This window comes from Promicromonospora sp. NPDC023805, from assembly GCF_040639635.1.
In the GTDB taxonomy this organism is placed as follows: Bacteria; Actinomycetota; Actinomycetes; order Actinomycetales; family Cellulomonadaceae; genus Promicromonospora.
The window spans coordinates 171,014-188,720 of sequence record NZ_JBFAAH010000008.1 but is presented as its reverse complement, the minus strand read 5'-3'; the positions used below and the strand labels follow the sequence as shown (position 1 = coordinate 188,720).

Here is a 17,707-nt window from a genome sequence, read left to right as displayed (position 1 = left end):
GAACTGCGTGAACCAGCCCCAGATCCAGCCTCAGGTCCGTGAGGCGTCCGCCACCGACGACGCCGTCGTGCTCCAGCTCATGACGGAGTACATGGCGTGGGCGCTCGCGACGTTCGAGGAGACCTACGGCTTCGCGATGGGCGGCGACGCGCGACACACGCCCGCGGCGCTCGACAGGTTCCGCAGGCCGTCCGGCGTGATCGCGCTCGCGGAGCTTGACGGTGCACCGGTGGGCGTCGTGGCCCTGCGCGTGCAGGACGACGGCGCCGTCGAGATCAAGCGGATGTTCGTGCGCCCTGAGCACCGCGGCGCCCACGTCGGCTCGGCGATGCTGGACTGGCTCCTGGAGCTCTCCCGCGACGAGCTGCGGGCGCCGACGGTCCGGTTGGACAGCAACCGCTTCATGCACGGGGCCCACCGGCTCTACGAGTCGCGCGGGTTCGTGGAGCGTTCGCCCTATGCGGGTTCGGAGATACCTGCCGAGCTGCGGCATCTCTGGCGATTCTACGAATTGTGCTTAGGGTCGAGGAGACCGAGTGCCTTGGAGGTTCGTATGGCTGTCAACGACACGCCCGCCATCATCCCGCCCGTCATCCAGGAGTTCGTCGACGCCACGAACGCGGCCGACACCGAATGGTTCGTGGGCACCTTCACGGACGACGCCTACCTGAACGACTGGGGGCGTGAGTTCCACGGCCCCGAGGGCGTCCGGAGCTGGAACGAGACCGACAACATCGGGATGCAGAGCCAGTTCGAGCTGATCTCCGTGCTGCCCGGGTCCGCGCACGGCGAGTACACGGCGAACATCATGGTGACGAGCAACCGGTTCAACGGGACCGGTCCGTTCAAGTTCGAGCTGCGCGACGGGAAGATCGCAAGCCTGGTGCTCAGCTGACGCCGGTCTCGGCACGCATCCAGTCGAGCTGGTGCCGTCGGAAGTCATGGTGTTGACGGCTCATTCGACAGGCTCCGCGGGGCAAGCATGTAGTCCGCGAAGCGTGTTGCTCTCCGTTGACGATGTCTACTCTCAGCAACACAGCCCGAGTTCGTGCACTCTGCTTGCGGCTTCAGGCGTTCGTGCTCGACGGCGTCCCGGCGCCCGAGGTCACAGCCGGCCGGGGGAACGTCCGCACGTGCCACCAGATCACCAGCGGCACGACGAACAGCTCCAGGACGAGCGCCCCGATGAACGCCGGGTGCGGCCAGCCCGTCACCATCACCGAGATGAGCCGCGCGATGGCGCCGAGCGACGCGATCGCGAGGATCACGCGCGTCACGGCAGCGCGCTCCTGAGGCCGGCGCAGGCTCCACCAGATGAGCAGCCCCGCCGCGAGCCAGAAGACGTTGGTGAACCGGTACTCACCGTCGACGGTCGCGTTCACCGCCTGGCCGCCGGGCAGCGCAGCGGGCCCGCCCACGATCCCGAGCAGCCCGCTGAGCACGGGAACGACGCCGAGCACGGCGATGACCACTAGCAATGTCCGTCGACCCATATCGGCAGTCTGGCACGGGCGCCCGGCCCGTCGCCGGGACTCACCACATGGCTACCTCGGCCCCGAGCTCCAGCCCGTCGTCGGTGGTACGCACCGACGAGATCTTCACCTGCTGCAGGTCCTGACCCTCCGGGAACGCCACGCCCTCGACCAGCCGGTCCAGCTGGGCGTTGCCGAGCTGCTCCGCGAGCGTGGCCACGGGCATGGAGAGCCCGGCGAGCCGGACCGTGTCCGCGCGGAGCACCGCCTGGCCGCCCTCGGCGGCCACGGAGAGGAGCACGTCGACCGTCTGCTCGCTGCCCGCGATGGAGAGCGGTAGCCGTGCGACGAGCTCCCCTTCCTCCGACGCGACCTGAAGCTCCGGCAGGTCGGTGGCGGTGCGCGCCGTTTCGGTGAGGGCCTCGGGGGAGACCCGCACCGACACGGTGGCCTCACCGGTCGCGACCTGCCAGAGCGCAGGGGTGTCGTCCCGCGTGACGGTGACGCCAGCGGGCAGGTCCGCCTCGGCGCTCGCGATCCGGTCGTCGATGATGCCGCGCAGGACGAGCTCGCCGGCTACCCCGAGCACCGCCAACCCGCCGACCACCGAGGTGACGGCGATGATCCAGCGATGGCGCGGGCGGTACGAGGTGGTCCGTGTCATGGGGACCATTCGACAGCACCGACATGACGATCCACTGGGCATGCTGTGATGGATCGGGGCTGGTCACGCCACCCGCCGACCGGCTCACCGCCCGCTCATGCGGTACGCCCCCGCCCACGCCCGGGCGTCCAGCTCACGGGGGAGCGCGTTCGGGCCGACGCCGTGCTCGCGCGCCCACCGCCGGATGTCGTCCCGGGCGATGCCCTGCCGCGCGAGGATCTCGTGCAGCCCGCGACCGCGTCCGTTGAACACCGCCGCGGCGAATCGCTGGTAGCCGCGCTGCTCGCGCACGGGCAGCAGCGGCTCCGCACGACGGTCGATCACGAGCAGCCCGGCATCCACGCTCGGCCGCGGCCGGCCGGGAAGGGTTGCGGGCAGGGATACGTGAGGAACGGTTGCGCGACATGGTGTGCTCCGGAAGTCGTCGGTACTCGAGTTCCGGGCAGCACGAATGCGCCGCCCGGTGGGAGCCGGCGGCGCGGGGCACGCGCTGGGTGTGAGTGTGCGTTCCGCGCCGCTAGCGGGCGGAACGCTCTCTGATCATCACGTTCATCGTCATGGCGTTCATCGGGAGCGACCTTACGAGCCGCCCTCCGGAGCGGGCCAAGGTTTTTTCCGGAGGCTTGACACGGCGATCCGGCGATGGTCATATATGGCGCGACTGTTAACGTTCACATTCTCGCGAGGTCACCGTGCAAAGAAGCACCAGTCGTTCCCCTCTGCCCCTACGCTCCGTTGCCGTCGGCGCCGTCGCGGCACTGCTCGGAAGCCTGCTCCCGTTCCTGCCGGCGAGCGCCGCCGAGCCCGCCCAGGCCGAGGCCGACGCCGCAGCCGCAGCGCTCAGCATCGTGCACGCCGACGACGTGCGCGGGCACCTCACGCTGCCGTCGTCCGGCCTGCACGACGCAACGGTCACCTGGGCGTCGTCCGACCCGGACGTCGTCGCCACGGACGGCGTGGTCGACCGCCCGGCGCACGGCGCAGGGGACACCACGGTGACCCTGACCGCGACCGCCGCCGTCGGCGACACCACCGCCACGCGCGAGATCCCGCTCACCGTGCGGGAGCAGCCGGCTGCCGCACCGTACGAGGGCTACGCCTTCAGCTACTTCACCGGCAACTCGATAGCCGGCGAGAAGATCTACTTCGCCGCGAGCCGGGGCAACAACGCCCTGAAGTGGGACGAGCTCAACGGGGGGCAGCCGACGCTCGAGTCGACCATGGGCGAGATGGGCCTGCGCGACCCGTTCCTGATCCGTTCCCCCGAGGGCGACCGTTTCTACCTGATCGCCACGGACCTCTCCATCGGCCGCAACGGCGACTGGGACCGCTCGCAGCGACAGGGCAGCAAGTACCTCGAGGTCTGGGAGTCGACCGACCTGATCAACTGGTCGGCGCAGCGGCACATCAAGGTCTCGCCCGACACGGCGGGCAACACCTGGGCGCCGGAGGCGTACTGGGACGAGTCGCTTCAGCAGTACGTGGTGTTCTGGGCCTCGAAGCTGTACGCCGAGGACGACCCGAACCACACCGGGAACGCGTACAACCGGATGCTCTACGCCACGACGCGTGACTTCGTCACGTTCAGCGAGGCCAAGATCTGGCAGGACCGCGGCGAGTCCCGGATCGACTCGACGGTCATCAAGGAGAACGACACCTACTACCGCTTCACCAAGGACGAGGGCGGCGGCGGCACGGGCTGCTCGGACATCATCCAGGAGAAGTCCCCGTCGCTGATCGCCGTGGACCTGCCGGGCAACCCGTCCTGGGAGTTCATGGACGCCTGCATCGGCCGCGACGCCGGCACGTCCGCCGTCGAAGGACCTACCGTCTTCGAGGCCAACCCGGGCGACACGTCCGGCTCGCCGTACTACCTGTTCGTCGACGAGTACGGCGGCCGCGGCTACATCCCCCTCGGCACCGACGACCTGGAGAACCCGGACTGGCAGGTGGCCGCGGACTACGACCTGCCGGCCAGCCCGCGCCACGGCACGGTCATCCCGGTCACCGCGGCCGAGCTCGCCGCGCTGCGCGACGGCATAGTGATCCCGGAGGAGCCCACGCCCGTCGTCGCCGACGAGAACGGCCTGGTCGCGCAGTACGACCTCGACGAGACCTCCGGCGCCGTCGCGACGGACAGCACCGGCCACGGGTACGACGGCGCGGTCAGCGGCGACGCGACCTTCGCCGACGGCGCGCTGAACCTGGGCGGGACCAACGGTCACGTGAAGCTGCCGAACAACATGATGGCGGGCCTCGACGCGATCACCGTCTCGACGAAGGTCTGGCTGGACCCTGCGCAGGAGACGCCGTACTTCATCTGGGGCCTGGGCAACACCGACGGCGGGGGCACCGGCAACGGCTACCTCTTCACCACGGGCAACAACTACCGGACCTCCATCGCGTCCGGGAACTGGAGCACCGAGCAGACCGTGGCGGGCGGGCCCGCCCTGCCGCGCGGCGCCTGGAAGACGCTCACGTACACGCTCCAGGACGGCACCGCCGTGCTCTACCTCGACGGCGTCAAGGTCGGCGAGAAGACAGGCGTCACGATCCAGCCGGGCGACATCGGCGACGGCCGGACCACCGCCAACTACATCGGCCGCTCCAACTACACCTCCGACAGGTACCTCAAGGGCAAGGTGCGCGACTTCCGCATCTACAACCGGGCGCTGTCGGCGGACGAGGTCCAGGAGCTCGGGGCGGACCCGACGGCCATCACCGGCGTCGAGCTCGACAGCCTCAAGGTTCCTGCGGTCATCGACTCCGCCTCCTCGACCGTGACCCTGCCGGTCACGCCGGGCACCGACCGGACGGCGCTGGAGCCGGCCTTCAAGACCGTGTCGACGTCGACCGTCTCGCCGGAGGTCACCGGTCCGGTGGACCTCTCGATCGCGAAGACGTTCACGGTGACCGCGCAGGACGGCGCCACCCGCGACTGGACCGTACGCGCCGTCGAGATGCGGTCGCCGGTGCTGCCTGGCCTGTACGCCGACCCGAACATCGCGCGGTTCGGCGACTACTACTACCTCTACGCGACCACCGACGGCGTCGCGGGCTGGGGCGGCAAGGACTTCTACGTCTGGAAGTCGAAGGACCTGGCCGACTGGGAGCGCTCGGCCGAGCCGTTCCTGACCCTGGACGGCGAGAACGGCAACGTGCCGTGGGCGAGCGGTAACGCCTGGGCGCCGACGATCATCGAACGGGACGGGAAGTACTACTTCTACTTCTCGGGCCACAACCCGACGTACAACCGCAAGACGCTCGGCGTCGCCGTGGCCGACAGCCCCGAGGGCCCGTTCACCGCGCAGCCGACGGCGATGGTCCTGAACAACGAGGCGATCACGTCGGGCCAGGCGATCGACCCGTCCGCGTTCCAGGATCCCGAGACCGGCAAGTACTACCTGTTCTGGGGCAACGGCGGGCCGTCCGACGGCCCGGTCTACGCCGAGCTGAGCGACGACATGCTGTCGATCAAGCAGGACACGCTCAAGCGGATCTCAGGCCTCAACGACTTCCGCGAGGGCACGTTCCTCAACTACCGCGACGGGCTCTACCACCTGACCTACTCGATCGACGACACCGGTTCTGCCGACTACCGGGTCGGCTACGCCACGGCCACGAGCGTCGACGGGCCGTGGACCTACCGCGGCGTCATCCTCGAGAAGGACCAGAGCCAGGGCATCCTCGGGACCGGGCACAGCTCGATAGTGCAGGTGCCGGGAACCGACGAGTGGTACATCGCCTACCACCGGTTCGGCATGCCGGGCGGTGACGGGACCCACCGGGAGACCACCATCGACCGGCTGACGTTCAACGACGAGGGCCTCATGGAAAAGGTGGTGCCGACGCTCACGAGCGTCGACCCGCTGCCCTACGACGGCGTCCAGCCGGAGGCGTTGCGCCCGCCGAAGGTCCAGGGCAAGGCGTTCGTCGGCGGAACGCTGACCGGGACGCCCGGCACCTGGGACAAGCGGGGCATCACGTTCACGTACCAGTGGCTGCGGGACGGCGAGCCGGTGGCCGACGCGACCCGCAAGACTCTGCGACTGACGCCGGCCGACATCGGGCACCGCATGTCGGTGCGGGTGACGGCGTCCCGGCCGGGTGCGTTCCCGGGCGTTGCGGTCTCCGCGCAGACGGCAAAGGTCCAGGCCCGAAGCTAGTCGAGGACTGCGGCCCTGACTCGGCGTACCAGGTACGCCGGGTCAGGGCCGCAGTTCTGTCGGTAGGTCGGGCTACTCGCTGCGCAGGGCCTCCGGGCGGGTCAGGCGCCACAGCAGCGGCAGGCCCGCGGCAGTCGTCAGGAGCACCACGAGCGCGGCGGCCCCGGACGTCACCCCCACGCCCACCCAGTCGAACGTGAGCGGGGCGTCGACCGCCGTCTGCAGCGCCAGGGCCAGGCCCGAACCGGTCAGCACGGCCAGGGTCAGCCCGAGCAGCACGGGGATGGCCACCTGGAAGAGCACGGAACCGCCGAGGGTCCGACGCCGCGTGCCGAACGCGACCAGCACCGCGAGGAGCTGGCGCCGTTCCCGGAGCTGCTCGACGACGTTGACCAGCATGCTGGCCCCGATCAGCAGGAGCAGCGCCACCGTCCCGACCAGCAGCGACTGCCGCACGCCGCCCAGGACGGAGGCGATGCGCTCCTGCTCGATCGGCGAGGCGAACGCTGCCGGGTCTACCTGCGCGGCTGCCGTGCGCATGTGGTCCAGGGCGTCCGGTACGGCGGGATCGAGCGCGACGTACGCGGTCACCGACTCGGGATCGAGCCGGATCCCGTCCAGGGCTCCGGCCGTCACCAGGATCCGCGGGGGCATCCCGCCCATCGCGTCGACCCCGCCGCTCGGCGGGTCCACCACCTCCGCCGACGCCGGGAGCGTCCACCGCACGTCGTCGCTCCCCGCGGGACCGAGCAGGTAGGTGCTGCCGGGCGCCGGGGCGTTCGCACCCTCCGGCACGACGACGAACACGTCACCGTCGGCGCACGCGTCGATCCGCGCCTCCTGGGCCAGCACCTCGCACGTGCCGGACTCGACGAGCATGTCGTCGTCACCGACGGGTTCGGTCGGCGCATCGTCCGACGTCGCCCCGTCCGCCGCCGTCCGCGCCCACGTCGAGGTCAGCTCCCCGACCGCCGTCACGCCCTCGGCCCCGGCCAGCGCACTGGTCCAGGTCCCGGCGGAACGTCCGTTCGGCGCGATGTCCAGGACGGCCGCCTGGAACGTGCTGGTGTCGGCCTGCGACTCGGCGCTGAGCGTCCCGATCGCCCCGACCAGCCCCTGTATCGCGATCAGGCCGGCGACCGAGACGGCGATCCCCGAGACCGCACGCACCGCCGTCCCGCTGTCCAGCTGCAGGCGCCGCACCGCGAGCTCCCACGCGACGCTGCCCCCGCTCAGCCGGTGCACCGTCGCCTCGACCAGCCAGGGCAGCAGCAACGCGACACCCGCCAGCACGAGAACCAGCCCGGCCACGACCATCACCTGGCTGCCCAGCGAGCCGTCGAGCCCGCCCAGCAACGGCGTCAGCAGCGCGACGCCCGCGACCGGGAAGACCAGCCGCCACCAGAACCGCCGTCGGCGCTCGCCGCTGCGCCGGACCACACCCAGCGGCTCGACCAGCACCTGCTTGAGCGCGGAGAGCGTGACCAGCACCGTCGTCACCGGCACGAGCACCACCGTCAGGGCAGCGAGCACCGGGACGGGCCGCAGGTCCTCCGGGTAGAAGCTCATGCTCGCCGGCACGGCATAGCCCGCCAGCTGCCCGATCGCGAGGAACAGCAGGGTGCCGACGACCAGCCCGCCCGCGGCGCCCGCGAGGGTCTCGCCCGCGGCGATCCGGCGGGTCATGCCGACGTCGGCCCCGACCAGCCGCAGCGCGGCGAGCCGCCGGTCGCGGTTCTCGCTGCCGAACCGCACCGCCGTGCTGACGAAGATGGCGACCGGGAGCAGCAGCACGACCATGCCCACCAGCACGAGCAGCAGCAGCGTGGGGTCAAGGCCCTCGTCGAACGACTCGGCCCCGCCGAACGACTGGATGCGGGTGGCCGTCGCGTCGGTCAGCTGGTCGGTGCCCAGGTAGAACCTGAGCTCCTCGGGGCCGGTCAGGCCGTCGTCGCCGATGGTGCCGACCACGCGGTCGCCCCACCGGCCCTGCAGCGCCGCACCGTCGTGGGAGGCGAGCAGGTCGGCGAGGGCGGGGGAGACCACGAGGTCGCCCGGCGCGAGCTGCTGGGTCACGCCCGGGGGGAGCGGGGCGCCGTCGTGCTCCGGCTGGATCATCAGCCCGACGACGGGGTCCTCGCGGTACGTCGAGCGCACCTCCTGGACAAGGGCCGACGGCGAGCCGAGGCTCAGCTCCTGACCCGTGTCCACCGAGCGGGCCCCGTCGCGCGCGTCGCGGGCGTCGCGCACCGTGGGGATGCTGGCGGCGATCAGCAGCATCGTCACCCCGAGCCCCACGCCGACGGCGATCAGGGCCAGCCGGACCCAGCCCGACCGTCCGCCGCCGACGCTGAGCCGGATGCCGAGGGCGAGGTCGTCGATCCGCCTCATCGGGCGTACTCGCGTGCTCGCACCCGGCCGTCGCGCACGACGGCCTCGTGGTCGGAGTACGCGGCGACGCGCGGCTCGTGCGTGACCAGCACGACTGCGGCCCCGGTCTCCCGGGCGGCCGCGACGAAGAGCTGCATGACCCGTTCACCGTTCAGGGAGTCGAGGGCGCCCGTCGGCTCGTCGGCGAAGACGACCTTCGGCCTGGTCACGAGGGCGCGAGCGACCGCGACCCGCTGCCCCTGCCCGCCCGAGGCCTGCCCGGGACGCTTGTCCGCGACGTCGGACACCTCGAGGCGCTCCAGCCAGGCCTTCGCGCTGCTCAGGGCCGCGCGCCGGGGCGCACCACCCAGCCGCAGCGGCAGGGCCACGTTCTCCAGGCAGGTGAGCTCGGGGACGAGCTGACCGAACTGGAACACGAACCCGAACTCGCTGCGCCGCAGGGCGCTGCGCTCGTCGTCGTGCATGGCGGTCAGGTCGCGTCCGGCGTAGGTCACGCGGCCGGCGTCCGGGTGGAGGATGCCGGCCAGGCAGTGCAGCAGGGTGGACTTGCCGGAGCCGGACGGGCCCATGAGCGCCAGGACCTCCCCGGCGCGCACCTCGACCGATGCGGAGTCCAGCGCGGTGGTGGAGCCGAAGCTGAGGTGCAGGTTCTCGGCGGTGAGCAGTGGTTCGGTGAGCAGTGGTTCGGTGGGCATGAGTGCTCCAGGGTTCGGTGGTCTCGAGGGTTAGGCGCGGACCTGGGCGGCGAGCTGCTGCAGGCGCGCTGCAGTGAGCTCGAGCCAGCGCAGGTCGGCCTCGAGGTGGAACAGCGCGTGGTCGCAGATGAGCTGGTCGGCCAGGTCGCCGCCGTCCCTGCGGCGCGTGAGCTCCCGCATGAGGCTCAGGTGTGCCGAACGCTGCGTGTCGAGCACGTCCTCGGCGTCGTGGCCCGTGAGCAGGGCGAGCACGACCTTCGTGTAGAGCGTGCTCTGCAGGTAGGGCTCGGGCTTCTCGGGCTTGGCGAGCCAGGCGGCGACGTCGGACACACCGGCGTCCGTGATCGCGTACTTCTTGCGCTCGGGGCCCGCGCCGGGCTCGGACTCGACCTCGACGAGGCCGTTCTTCAGCAGCCTGGCGAGCGTCGAGTAGACCTGGCCGTACGCGAGCTGGCGGTCGTGGCCGAAGCGTTCGTCGTAGGAGCGCTTGAGGTCGTACCCGTGGCGCGCCCCACCCTCGAGCAACCCGAGCAACGCATGTCCGATACTCATGGCGGTGACTATACACACCATGTATACACGGCAGGAAGTCTCCGTTGAGTGCTGGATATTCGCCCCCTCGGGCGGCTTGGAGGGGCGAATATCCAGCACTCAACGGGGCGCCGGGCCGGGCGGGTAGAGTTGGGCGCTGTTCAGCATCAGACAGGTGTGGTTGTTGCAGCACGTACAGATCGGTGAGTCTCGGTGACCGTCCTTACTTCTGAAACCCGTCCGGTACAGGTCGAGGCGGCCCGACGGCGCAGCATCGCCGTGATCTCGCACCCCGACGCGGGTAAGTCGACGCTGACCGAGGCACTGGCGCTGCACGCGCACGCCATCGAGGAGGCGGGGGCGGTCCACGGCAAGGGCAACCGCGCCGGCGTCGTGTCGGACTGGCTCGAGATGGAGCAGAAGCGCGGCATCTCGATCACCTCGGCGGCGCTCCAGTTCGTCTACGGCGACGTCGTGATCAACCTGCTGGACACGCCCGGCCACGCCGACTTCTCCGAGGACACCTACCGCGTCCTCACCGCCGTCGACGCCGCGGTCATGCTGCTCGACTCGGCGAAGGGTCTGGAGCCGCAGACGCTCAAGCTGTTCGAGGTCTGCCGCCGCCGCGGGGTGCCGGTCATCACGTTCGTCAACAAGTGGGACCGTCCAGGCCGCGAGGCCCTCGAGCTCTGCGACGAGCTCGAGGAGCGCATCAACCTGCGCCCGACGCCGCTCACCTGGCCGATCGGCGAGGCCGGCCGGTTCCTCGGGCTGGTCGACCGCGCCAGCGGCGAGGTCCGCACCTACCGCCGCGCCCCGGGCGGCGCGTCGATCGCCGAGGAGAGCGTGCTCACCCCGCAGGCCGCTGCCGACGCCCTGGGCGACGACCACACCGAGGCCGTCGAGAGCGTGCAGCTCCTGGAGCCCGTCGACCGCGAGTCCTTCCTCGCGGGCACGACGACGCCCATGCTGTTCGGCGCCGCGCTCGCCAACATCGGCGTCCGCCAGCTGCTCGACGCCGTCGTCGATCTCGCGCCCGCACCGGGCGCGCGTCCCGACGTCGCCGGCGGGGAGCGCGCGGTCACCCAGCCGTTCAGCGGGTTCGTGTTCAAGATGCAGGCAGGCATGGACCCGAACCACCGCGACCACGTCGCGTTCATCCGCGTGTGCTCGGGCCGGTTCGAGCGCGGCATGGTCGTCACGCACGAGCGGACGGGGCGGCCGTTCGCCACGAAGTACGCCCTGTCGGTCTTCGGCCGCGAACGGTCGACGGTCGAGGACGCCTACCCCGGCGACGTCGTCGGCCTGGTCAACGCCAGCACGCTTGCCGTCGGCGACACGGTGTTCGACACCTCCGGACCGAAGGTGCGGTTCCCACCCATGCCGGTGTTCGCGCCGGAGCACTTCGCGGCCGCACGCGTGGCCGACCCGGGCCGCTCCAAGCAGTTCCGCAAGGGCATCTCCCAGCTGGAGCAGGAGGGCGTCGTCCAGGTACTCGTCTCGGAGGCGCGCGGCGACGGCAACCCGATCCTGGCTGCTGTCGGCCCGCTGCAGTTCGAGGTCGCGACGTTCCGCATGGAGCACGAGTTCTCCGCGCCGATCCGCATGGAGACGCTGGGGCTCTCGCTCGCCCGCGAGGCCGCGCCGGAACACATCGACGTCATCGCCGGATACCCGGGCGTCGAGGTCGTGCGGCGCGGCGACGGGACCCCGCTGGTCCTGCTGCGCGACGTCTGGCACGCCCGCGCGTTCGAGCGTGCCCACCCCGACGTGCCGCTGATCCCGCTGGTCGCCAGCGGGGTCTGACTGCCCACGCCGGGTGCGCCCGCGACGGTGATATCAATACTCGTCAGACTTGATATCAAGACGGTAGGCTGAGTGATGGAGGTGGTCATCATGACTCGTACCGTCATCGATATGGACGACGAAAAGCTCGCCGCGGCGGCGGAGATCTTCGGGACGACGACGAAGGTCGCGACGGTGAACGCGGCCCTGGAAGACGCGATCAAGCGGCGCAAGCGGGAACAGTTCTTCGACTGGCTCGGCGACGGCGGTCTGCCGGACCTGACGGGGCCGATCCAGTCGGCCGAAGGCAATGCCCAGGGTGCTGCCTGACCGTGGCGGCGCGCTACCTGATCGACAAGTCTGCCTTTGCTCGCTACTCGAAGCCCGCGGCTCGGGCTGTGCTCCAGCCGCTGCAGCAGGCTGGTCATCTGGCAATATGCGGTGCCGTGGAGTTGGAGATCATGCACTCCGCCCGGTCGAAGGGTGACGCCGAACGGATCCGCGACGGGTTGCGCGGTTTTGACTGGCTGCCCACTCCGGACGAAGTCTGGGATCGTGCTGCGGAGGTGCAGTCTCTGCTGGTCGGTGCAGGGAACTGGCGGGCGCTGTCGGTAGCGGACCTCGTGATCGCGGCGGTCGCCGAACGCCACGGAGCAACCGTGCTGCACTACGACGGTGACTACGACATGATCGCCGCGGTCACCGGCCAGCCCACGCAGTGGGTCCTCCCGCCGAGCTCTGGAGACTGAAGTGAGCCCGAGCGCTCAGGCTGAGTCTGGGTTCTTCGAGCAGATGATTGAGGGAACCTGGACGGCGCAACTGAGTCCGCCAGCATCGGGCAAACTCTCGGTGAGGGCCCATCGTTTCCTGGCGCTGGGTCTCCTGACGCTGGCGTCTTCTGCCTGTTCCGTTGGAGCGACGGGTGCCGAGGTAAAGCAGGCGGGTAGCCCGGGCAACGGCGGAGATCAGGCCGCGGCCATGGCCGATGTGGCGTGCGGACGGGAACGAAGGGACGTTCGACATTCTCTTCGAGAACTCGATCTGCGCGCCGGGTGACGTTGCTTGTAGCGACATCTGACGTGGTGCGAGCGGAGCGGGCCGCGAGGCATCGCTTCGCTCGCACCACGTCCGGCCCGTGGTCTGGCCGGTCGCCAGCGGGGTCTGACGCTCGACACTCCGGCCGGGGAACGTCGGCCCGCGGGGGAGCGCGGGCTACGGTCTTGGCATGACGTCGCCCAGCTCGTCCGAGACCGGCGGGACCGGTCCTGACGTGCCAACCGGTCCTGACCAGCCCTCGCCGGGCCAGGCTTCGGCGGACCAGCCGGGCCCGCCGCCCGGCGCGCCCGACTCGCCGCGCCCGCCGCGCCCGCCGCGCTGGCTGCCCCGGGCGCTGTTCCTGGCGGTGGTGACGGTGTTCGTCGCCATCTTCGCGTGGAACGCGATGGGGAAGCTGGAGGGGCTCTTCGTCAACGTGCTCATCGCGGTCTTCGTCGCGCTGGCCCTCGAACCGGGCACGGTCTGGCTGGTGCGGCACGGGTGGCGCCGTGGGCTGGCCGCCGCGGTCACGCTGCTCGGGTCGCTCGTCGTGGTGATCGTGCTGATGGCGCTGTTCGGCAACCTGTTCGTGCAGCAGCTCGTCGAGCTCGCGCAGTCGGTCCCCCGCCTCTACGAGGGCTTGCAGGGCTTTGTCGTCGAGCGTTTCGGCATTGAGATCCCCGAGTCCGAGAACCTGATCCGGCAGGCGTTCGACCGGTTCGGCGAGGACGTCGCGTCCGGGGCGCTGCTGGTGGGGACGACGGTGGTGGGCGGGCTGCTCGCGACCCTGACGATCCTGCTGGTCTCCTACTACCTGCTGGCGGCCGGGCCGCGCTTCCGTGCGGCCGTGTGCGGCTGGCTGACGCCGGCGCGGCAGCAGGAGATGCTGCACCTGTGGGAGGTCACCCAGGGCAAGGTGTCCGACTACATCGGTTCCCGTGTGGTGCTGGCGGCGGTCTCGACGGTGGTCACCTTCGTCTTCCTCGCGATCCTGCAGACGCCGTACGCGGTGCCGTTGGCCGTCTTCGTGGGGGTGGTCTCCCAGTTCGTGCCGACGATCGGTGCCTACCTCGGTGGCGCGCTACCCACCATGGTGGCGCTGACGGCGCAGGGCTGGCCCCAGGCGCTGGGCGTGCTCGCCTTCGTCATCGGCTACCAGCAGTTCGAGAACCTGTACCTGGCGCCGAAGGTGTCCGCCCGCGCGCTGGAGATGAACGCCGCGGTCAGCCTGCTGGTGGTGCTGGCGTTCGGTGCGGTCTTCGGGGTGCTCGGCGCGTTCCTCGCGCTGCCCGTCGCCGCGACGATCCAGGCCGTGGCGACCACCTACTTCCGGCGGCACGAGCTCGTCGAGTCGCACATGTTGCGGGACCCCGACGCACTGGGCAAGGAGTGAGGGGCGCCGTCGGCGGATAGGATCGGTCACGCGCACCTCCGCCTCTGCCAGGAGATCGTCGCCACCTCAGAGCCCGAAGGAATTTACTGCGTGTCACTCAGCCCTGCCGACCTACCCGGTCCTGCCCCGGCGCCGCCCCCTGTCTCGGGCGCTCCGGAGGCCACCGCCTCGGGTTCGTTCAGGGCCGCGTTCAGCTCGGTCCGGACCCTGCGCACGGAGGTCCTGGCAGGCCTCGTGGTCGCGCTGGCCCTCATCCCCGAGGCGATCGCGTTCTCGATCATCGCGGGCGTCGACCCGCGGATCGGCCTGTTCGCGTCGTTCACGATGGCCGTCACCATCTCGTTCCTCGGCGGGCGCCCGGCGATGATCTCGGCGGCGACCGGCGCCATCGCGCTGGTCGTCGCGCCGGTGGTGCTTGAGCACGGGCTCGACTACCTGATCGCCACCGTCCTCCTCGGCGGGGTGATCCAGGTGGTCCTTGCCCTGCTCGGCGTCGCGAAGCTCATGCGGTTCATCCCCCGGTCGGTGATGGTCGGGTTCGTCAACGCGCTGGCGATCCTCATCTTCCTGTCCCAGGTCACGCACCTGATCGACGTGCCGTGGATCGTCTACCCGCTGGTCGCCGCCGGCATCGCGATCATGGTCTTCTTCCCGCGGCTGACCAAGGCCGTCCCCGCGCCGCTGGTCGCGATAGTGCTGCTCACGGCAGCCGTCGTCCTCGCGGGCATCAACGTGCCGACCGTCGGGGACGAGGGCGCGCTGCCCGAGTCGCTGCCCAGCCTCCTGTTCCCCGACGTGCCGCTCACGCTCGAGACGCTGCGGATCATCGCGCCCTACGCGCTGGCTCTGGCGCTGGTCGGCATCCTGGAGTCGCTGCTGACCGCCAAGCTGGTCGACGACGTCACCGACACCCACTCGAACAAGACCCGCGAGGCCCTGGGCCAGGGCGCCGCCAACATCGTCACCGGCTTCTTCGGCGGCATGGGCGGCTGCGCGATGATCGGCCAGACCATGATCAACGTGAAGTCGTCGGGCGCGCGGACCCGGCTCTCGACGTTCCTCGCCGGCGTGTTCCTGCTGATCCTCGTGGTCGGCCTCGGCGACGTCGTGGCGATCATGCCGATGGCGGCGCTCGTGGCCGTGATGATCATGGTCTCGGTAGGCACGTTCGACTGGCACTCGGTCCGCCCGGCGACGCTGCGGCGTATGCCCAGATCCGAGACGACGGTCATGCTGGCGACAGTCGTCGTCACCGTCGTCACCCACAACCTCGCCTACGGTGTGATCGTGGGGGTGCTCGTCGCGATGGTGCTGTTCGCCAACCGGGTCGCGCACTTCACGTCGGTCACCCGCCTGGAACCGGTGGAGGGCGGGGCCGCCGGCGGCCCCCGCGTGTACGCCGTCGAGGGCGAGCTGTTCTTCGCCTCGTCCAACGACCTGGTCTACCAGTTCAACTACGCGGACGACCCGAAGGACATAGTCATCGACCTGACAGGTGCCCATATCTGGGACGCCTCGACGGTCGCGTCGCTGGACGCCGTGACCACGAGGTACGAGGCCAGGGGCAAGAGCGTGACGATCGTCGGCATGAACGACGACTCCGCGGCACGACACCAGCGGCTCGCCGGAAATCTCGGCGCGGGCCACTGATCACAGATTTCAGCAGTACCCACAGCGCCGCATCTGCGGCCTGACCCGGTGAGCCACGGCCCATCCTGGCGGTCGTCCTACGCCACGAGGAGCCCGAGCTCATCGGCAGCTAACCTGTTCCGGAGGGACACCATGCATACCGCACCAAGACAGCTCAACCGCCCGCCCGCCGCACCGCCGCAGGGCCTGCGCATCACGCCGCTCGGAGGCATCGGCGAGATCGGCCGCAACATGACGGTCTTCGAGCACGCCGGCAAGCTGCTCGTCGTCGACTGCGGCGTCCTCTTTCCCGAGGACACCCAGCCCGGTATCGACGTCATCCTGCCCGACTTCACGAGCCTGGAGAGCCGCCTCGACGACATCGAGGCCATCGTGCTCACCCACGGGCACGAGGACCACATCGGGGGCGTGCCCTACCTGCTCAAGCAGCGGCCGGACATCCCAGTCGTCGGCTCGCAGCTGACACTGGCGTTCCTGTCCGCCAAGCTCACCGAGCACAACATCAAGCCAGTGCTCGTCCACGTCGAGGCCGGCGACCGGCACGCGGCGGGCCCGTTCGCGCTCGAGTTCATCGCCGTCAACCACTCGATCCCCGACGGCCTCGCCGTCGTGATCCGGACCGCCGCCGGCGTCGTCCTGCACACCGGTGACTTTCGGATGGACCAGTTCCCGCTCGACGGGCGCCTCACGGACCTGCGCGCCTTCGGCCGCCTGGGCGAGGAGGGGCTCGACCTGCTGCTGGTGGACTCCACCAACGCGGAGATCCCCGGCTTCACCATCTCCGAGACCGAGCTGACCCCCGCGATCGACCAGGTGTTCACGACGACGCCGGGGCGCGTCATCGTCTCCAGCTTCGCCAGCCACGTCCACCGCATCCAGCAGGTCCTGGACGCCTCGGACGCCCGCGGCCGCAAGGTCGCGTTCGTCGGCCGGTCCATGGTGCGCAACATGCGCATCGCGCGTGAGCTCGGCTACCTCACCGTTCCCCGCGGCCTGGTGATCGACTACGCCAAGACCCGCAACCTGCCGCCGAACAAGGTGACGCTCATCTGCACCGGCTCCCAGGGCGAGCCCATGGCGGCCCTGGCCCGGATGGCCAACGAGACGCACGAGGTCCGCATCAGCGACGGCGACACCGTCCTGCTCGCCAGCTCCCTGATCCCGGGCAACGAGAGCGCGATCTACGGCATCATCAACAAGCTCACCGACCTGGGCGCGAACGTGGTGCACAAGGGCAACGCACGGGTCCACGTCTCCGGGCACGCCAGCGCGGGCGAGCTCGTCTACTGCTACAACATCCTGCGCCCGCGCAACGTCATGCCGGTCCACGGCGAGCCCAAGCACCTGCGCGCCAACGGCGCACTCGCGGAGCGCACCGGCGTTCCCGCGGACAACGTCCTGATCGTCCGTGACGGCGTCGTCGTCGACATGGTCGACGGGGTCGCGCGCATCGTCGGCCAGGTCGAGAACGACCTCGTCTACGTCGACGGCCAGACCGTCGGCCACGTCACCGAGGACACCCTCGCCGACCGGCGCAAGCTCAGCGCGGCAGGCGTCCTGACCGTCCTGGCCTTCCTCCGCTCCGGGACCGCGGAGCTCGCCGAACCCCTCGAGTACCTCCACCGCGGCTCCGTGCACGGCCAGGACAGCCTCGACAACGCCTCGCGCGCCGTCGAGAAGGCGCTCGCGGACGCCACGCGGAACAAGACCACCGCGGGCGACCAGCTCGAGGAGATCATCGCGACCACCGTCGCGCGGTCGCTCGCGCGCAGCTCGCGACGGGAACCGGTGGTCATCGCCGTCGTCCTCGACGCGTGACGGCCTGCCCCGGGCGGGGCACGATGTCGGCGGCCCAGCGGGTTGCCGACGTCACGCCCGGGGCTGCCGGTCCGGCACTTGACCCTGACGTCAACGTCAGGTTCTAG

Annotated in this window: 14 protein-coding genes; 8 read left to right on the top strand and 6 right to left on the bottom strand. The window is 70.4% G+C overall.

From position 1 onward, the window contains the following. Positions 1–7 precede the first annotated feature (7 nt). The gene (locus tag AB0F70_RS10995) at positions 8–895 is read left to right on the top strand and encodes a GNAT family N-acetyltransferase (protein WP_357447554.1); all 888 of its coding nucleotides are present in this window, start codon (positions 8–10) and stop codon (positions 893–895) included. Positions 896–1,067: 172 nt separating this feature from the next. On the opposite strand, the gene AB0F70_RS10990 is transcribed toward AB0F70_RS10995, so the two are convergent. From AB0F70_RS10990 to AB0F70_RS10980, 3 genes are all read right to left on the bottom strand, one after another. Then, positions 1,068–1,493 (bottom strand): DUF4345 domain-containing protein, encoded by a 426-nt coding sequence (locus AB0F70_RS10990; RefSeq protein ID WP_357447551.1) that lies wholly within the window; start codon positions 1,491–1,493, stop codon positions 1,068–1,070. A 40-nt stretch (positions 1,494–1,533) separates the two neighbouring features. Then, positions 1,534–2,136 (bottom strand): hypothetical protein, encoded by a 603-nt coding sequence (locus AB0F70_RS10985; RefSeq protein ID WP_357447548.1) that lies wholly within the window; start codon positions 2,134–2,136, stop codon positions 1,534–1,536. Between the two features lie 84 nt (positions 2,137–2,220). Further along, positions 2,221–2,460: a hypothetical protein gene (locus tag AB0F70_RS10980; protein WP_357447546.1), complete on the bottom strand. Its 240-nt coding sequence runs from the start codon at positions 2,458–2,460 to the stop codon at positions 2,221–2,223. A 368-nt stretch (positions 2,461–2,828) separates the two neighbouring features. On the opposite strand from AB0F70_RS10980, the gene AB0F70_RS10975 reads away from it, so the two are divergent. Further along, the gene (locus tag AB0F70_RS10975) at positions 2,829–6,302 is read left to right on the top strand and encodes a family 43 glycosylhydrolase (RefSeq protein ID WP_357447543.1); all 3,474 of its coding nucleotides are present in this window, start codon (positions 2,829–2,831) and stop codon (positions 6,300–6,302) included. Positions 6,303–6,374: 72 nt separating this feature from the next. Here the strand turns inward: AB0F70_RS10975 and AB0F70_RS10970 are convergent, their stop codons facing one another. The 3 genes from AB0F70_RS10970 to AB0F70_RS10960 are packed head-to-tail and all read right to left on the bottom strand — an operon-like array spanning position 6,375 to position 9,940. Continuing rightward, a complete protein-coding gene (locus tag AB0F70_RS10970; RefSeq protein ID WP_357447540.1) occupies positions 6,375–8,693 on the bottom strand; it encodes an FtsX-like permease family protein in 2,319 nt (772 codons plus the stop codon). Then, complete coding sequence (locus AB0F70_RS10965) at positions 8,690–9,388, bottom strand: ABC transporter ATP-binding protein (RefSeq protein WP_357447537.1); 699 nt, start codon at positions 9,386–9,388, stop codon at positions 8,690–8,692. The genes AB0F70_RS10970 and AB0F70_RS10965 overlap by 4 nt, the downstream gene beginning before the upstream one ends. A 30-nt stretch (positions 9,389–9,418) precedes the next feature. Further along, positions 9,419–9,940, bottom strand: coding sequence for a PadR family transcriptional regulator (locus AB0F70_RS10960; RefSeq protein WP_357447535.1), 522 nt, complete (start codon positions 9,938–9,940; stop codon positions 9,419–9,421). 192 nt (positions 9,941–10,132) lie between these two features. On the opposite strand from AB0F70_RS10960, the gene AB0F70_RS10955 reads away from it, so the two are divergent. The 6 genes from AB0F70_RS10955 (at position 10,133) to AB0F70_RS10930 (ending at position 17,600) form a co-directional block, all read left to right on the top strand. Next, entirely contained in the window at positions 10,133–11,725 is a 1,593-nt protein-coding gene (locus AB0F70_RS10955; RefSeq protein WP_357447532.1) for a peptide chain release factor 3, read from the top strand. A 90-nt stretch (positions 11,726–11,815) separates the two neighbouring features. After that, positions 11,816–12,034 carry a type II toxin-antitoxin system VapB family antitoxin gene (locus AB0F70_RS10950; RefSeq protein ID WP_357447529.1) on the top strand — a complete coding sequence of 73 codons (219 nt, stop codon included), beginning with the start codon at positions 11,816–11,818 and terminating at the stop codon, positions 12,032–12,034. Positions 12,035–12,036: 2 nt separating this feature from the next. Then, the gene (locus AB0F70_RS10945) at positions 12,037–12,453 is read left to right on the top strand and encodes a PIN domain nuclease (RefSeq protein ID WP_357447526.1); all 417 of its coding nucleotides are present in this window, start codon (positions 12,037–12,039) and stop codon (positions 12,451–12,453) included. 476 nt (positions 12,454–12,929) lie between these two features. Beyond that, positions 12,930–14,132, top strand: a complete 1,203-nt coding sequence (locus tag AB0F70_RS10940; protein WP_357447523.1) for an AI-2E family transporter — start codon at positions 12,930–12,932, stop codon at positions 14,130–14,132. A gap of 90 nt (positions 14,133–14,222) precedes the next feature. Then, positions 14,223–15,782, top strand: a complete 1,560-nt coding sequence (locus tag AB0F70_RS10935) for a SulP family inorganic anion transporter (RefSeq protein WP_357447519.1) — start codon at positions 14,223–14,225, stop codon at positions 15,780–15,782. Positions 15,783–15,914: 132 nt separating this feature from the next. After that, entirely contained in the window at positions 15,915–17,600 is a 1,686-nt protein-coding gene (locus AB0F70_RS10930; protein WP_357447516.1) for a ribonuclease J, read from the top strand. Positions 17,601–17,707 lie beyond the last annotated feature (107 nt).

Coding starts and splice junctions, on each gene's coding strand:
- AB0F70_RS10990 (WP_357447551.1), bottom strand. CDS start 1,493: ATGGGTCGACGGACATTGCTAGTGGTCATCGCCGTGCTCGGCGTCGTT.
- AB0F70_RS10985 (WP_357447548.1), bottom strand. CDS start 2,136: ATGACACGGACCACCTCGTACCGCCCGCGCCATCGCTGGATCATCGCC.
- AB0F70_RS10970 (WP_357447540.1), bottom strand. CDS start 8,693: ATGAGGCGGATCGACGACCTCGCCCTCGGCATCCGGCTCAGCGTCGGC.
- AB0F70_RS10965 (WP_357447537.1), bottom strand. CDS start 9,388: ATGCCCACCGAACCACTGCTCACCGAACCACTGCTCACCGCCGAGAAC.
- AB0F70_RS10960 (WP_357447535.1), bottom strand. CDS start 9,940: ATGAGTATCGGACATGCGTTGCTCGGGTTGCTCGAGGGTGGGGCGCGC.
- AB0F70_RS10950 (WP_357447529.1), top strand. CDS start 11,816: ATGACTCGTACCGTCATCGATATGGACGACGAAAAGCTCGCCGCGGCG.
- AB0F70_RS10940 (WP_357447523.1), top strand. CDS start 12,930: ATGACGTCGCCCAGCTCGTCCGAGACCGGCGGGACCGGTCCTGACGTG.
- AB0F70_RS10930 (WP_357447516.1), top strand. CDS start 15,915: ATGCATACCGCACCAAGACAGCTCAACCGCCCGCCCGCCGCACCGCCG.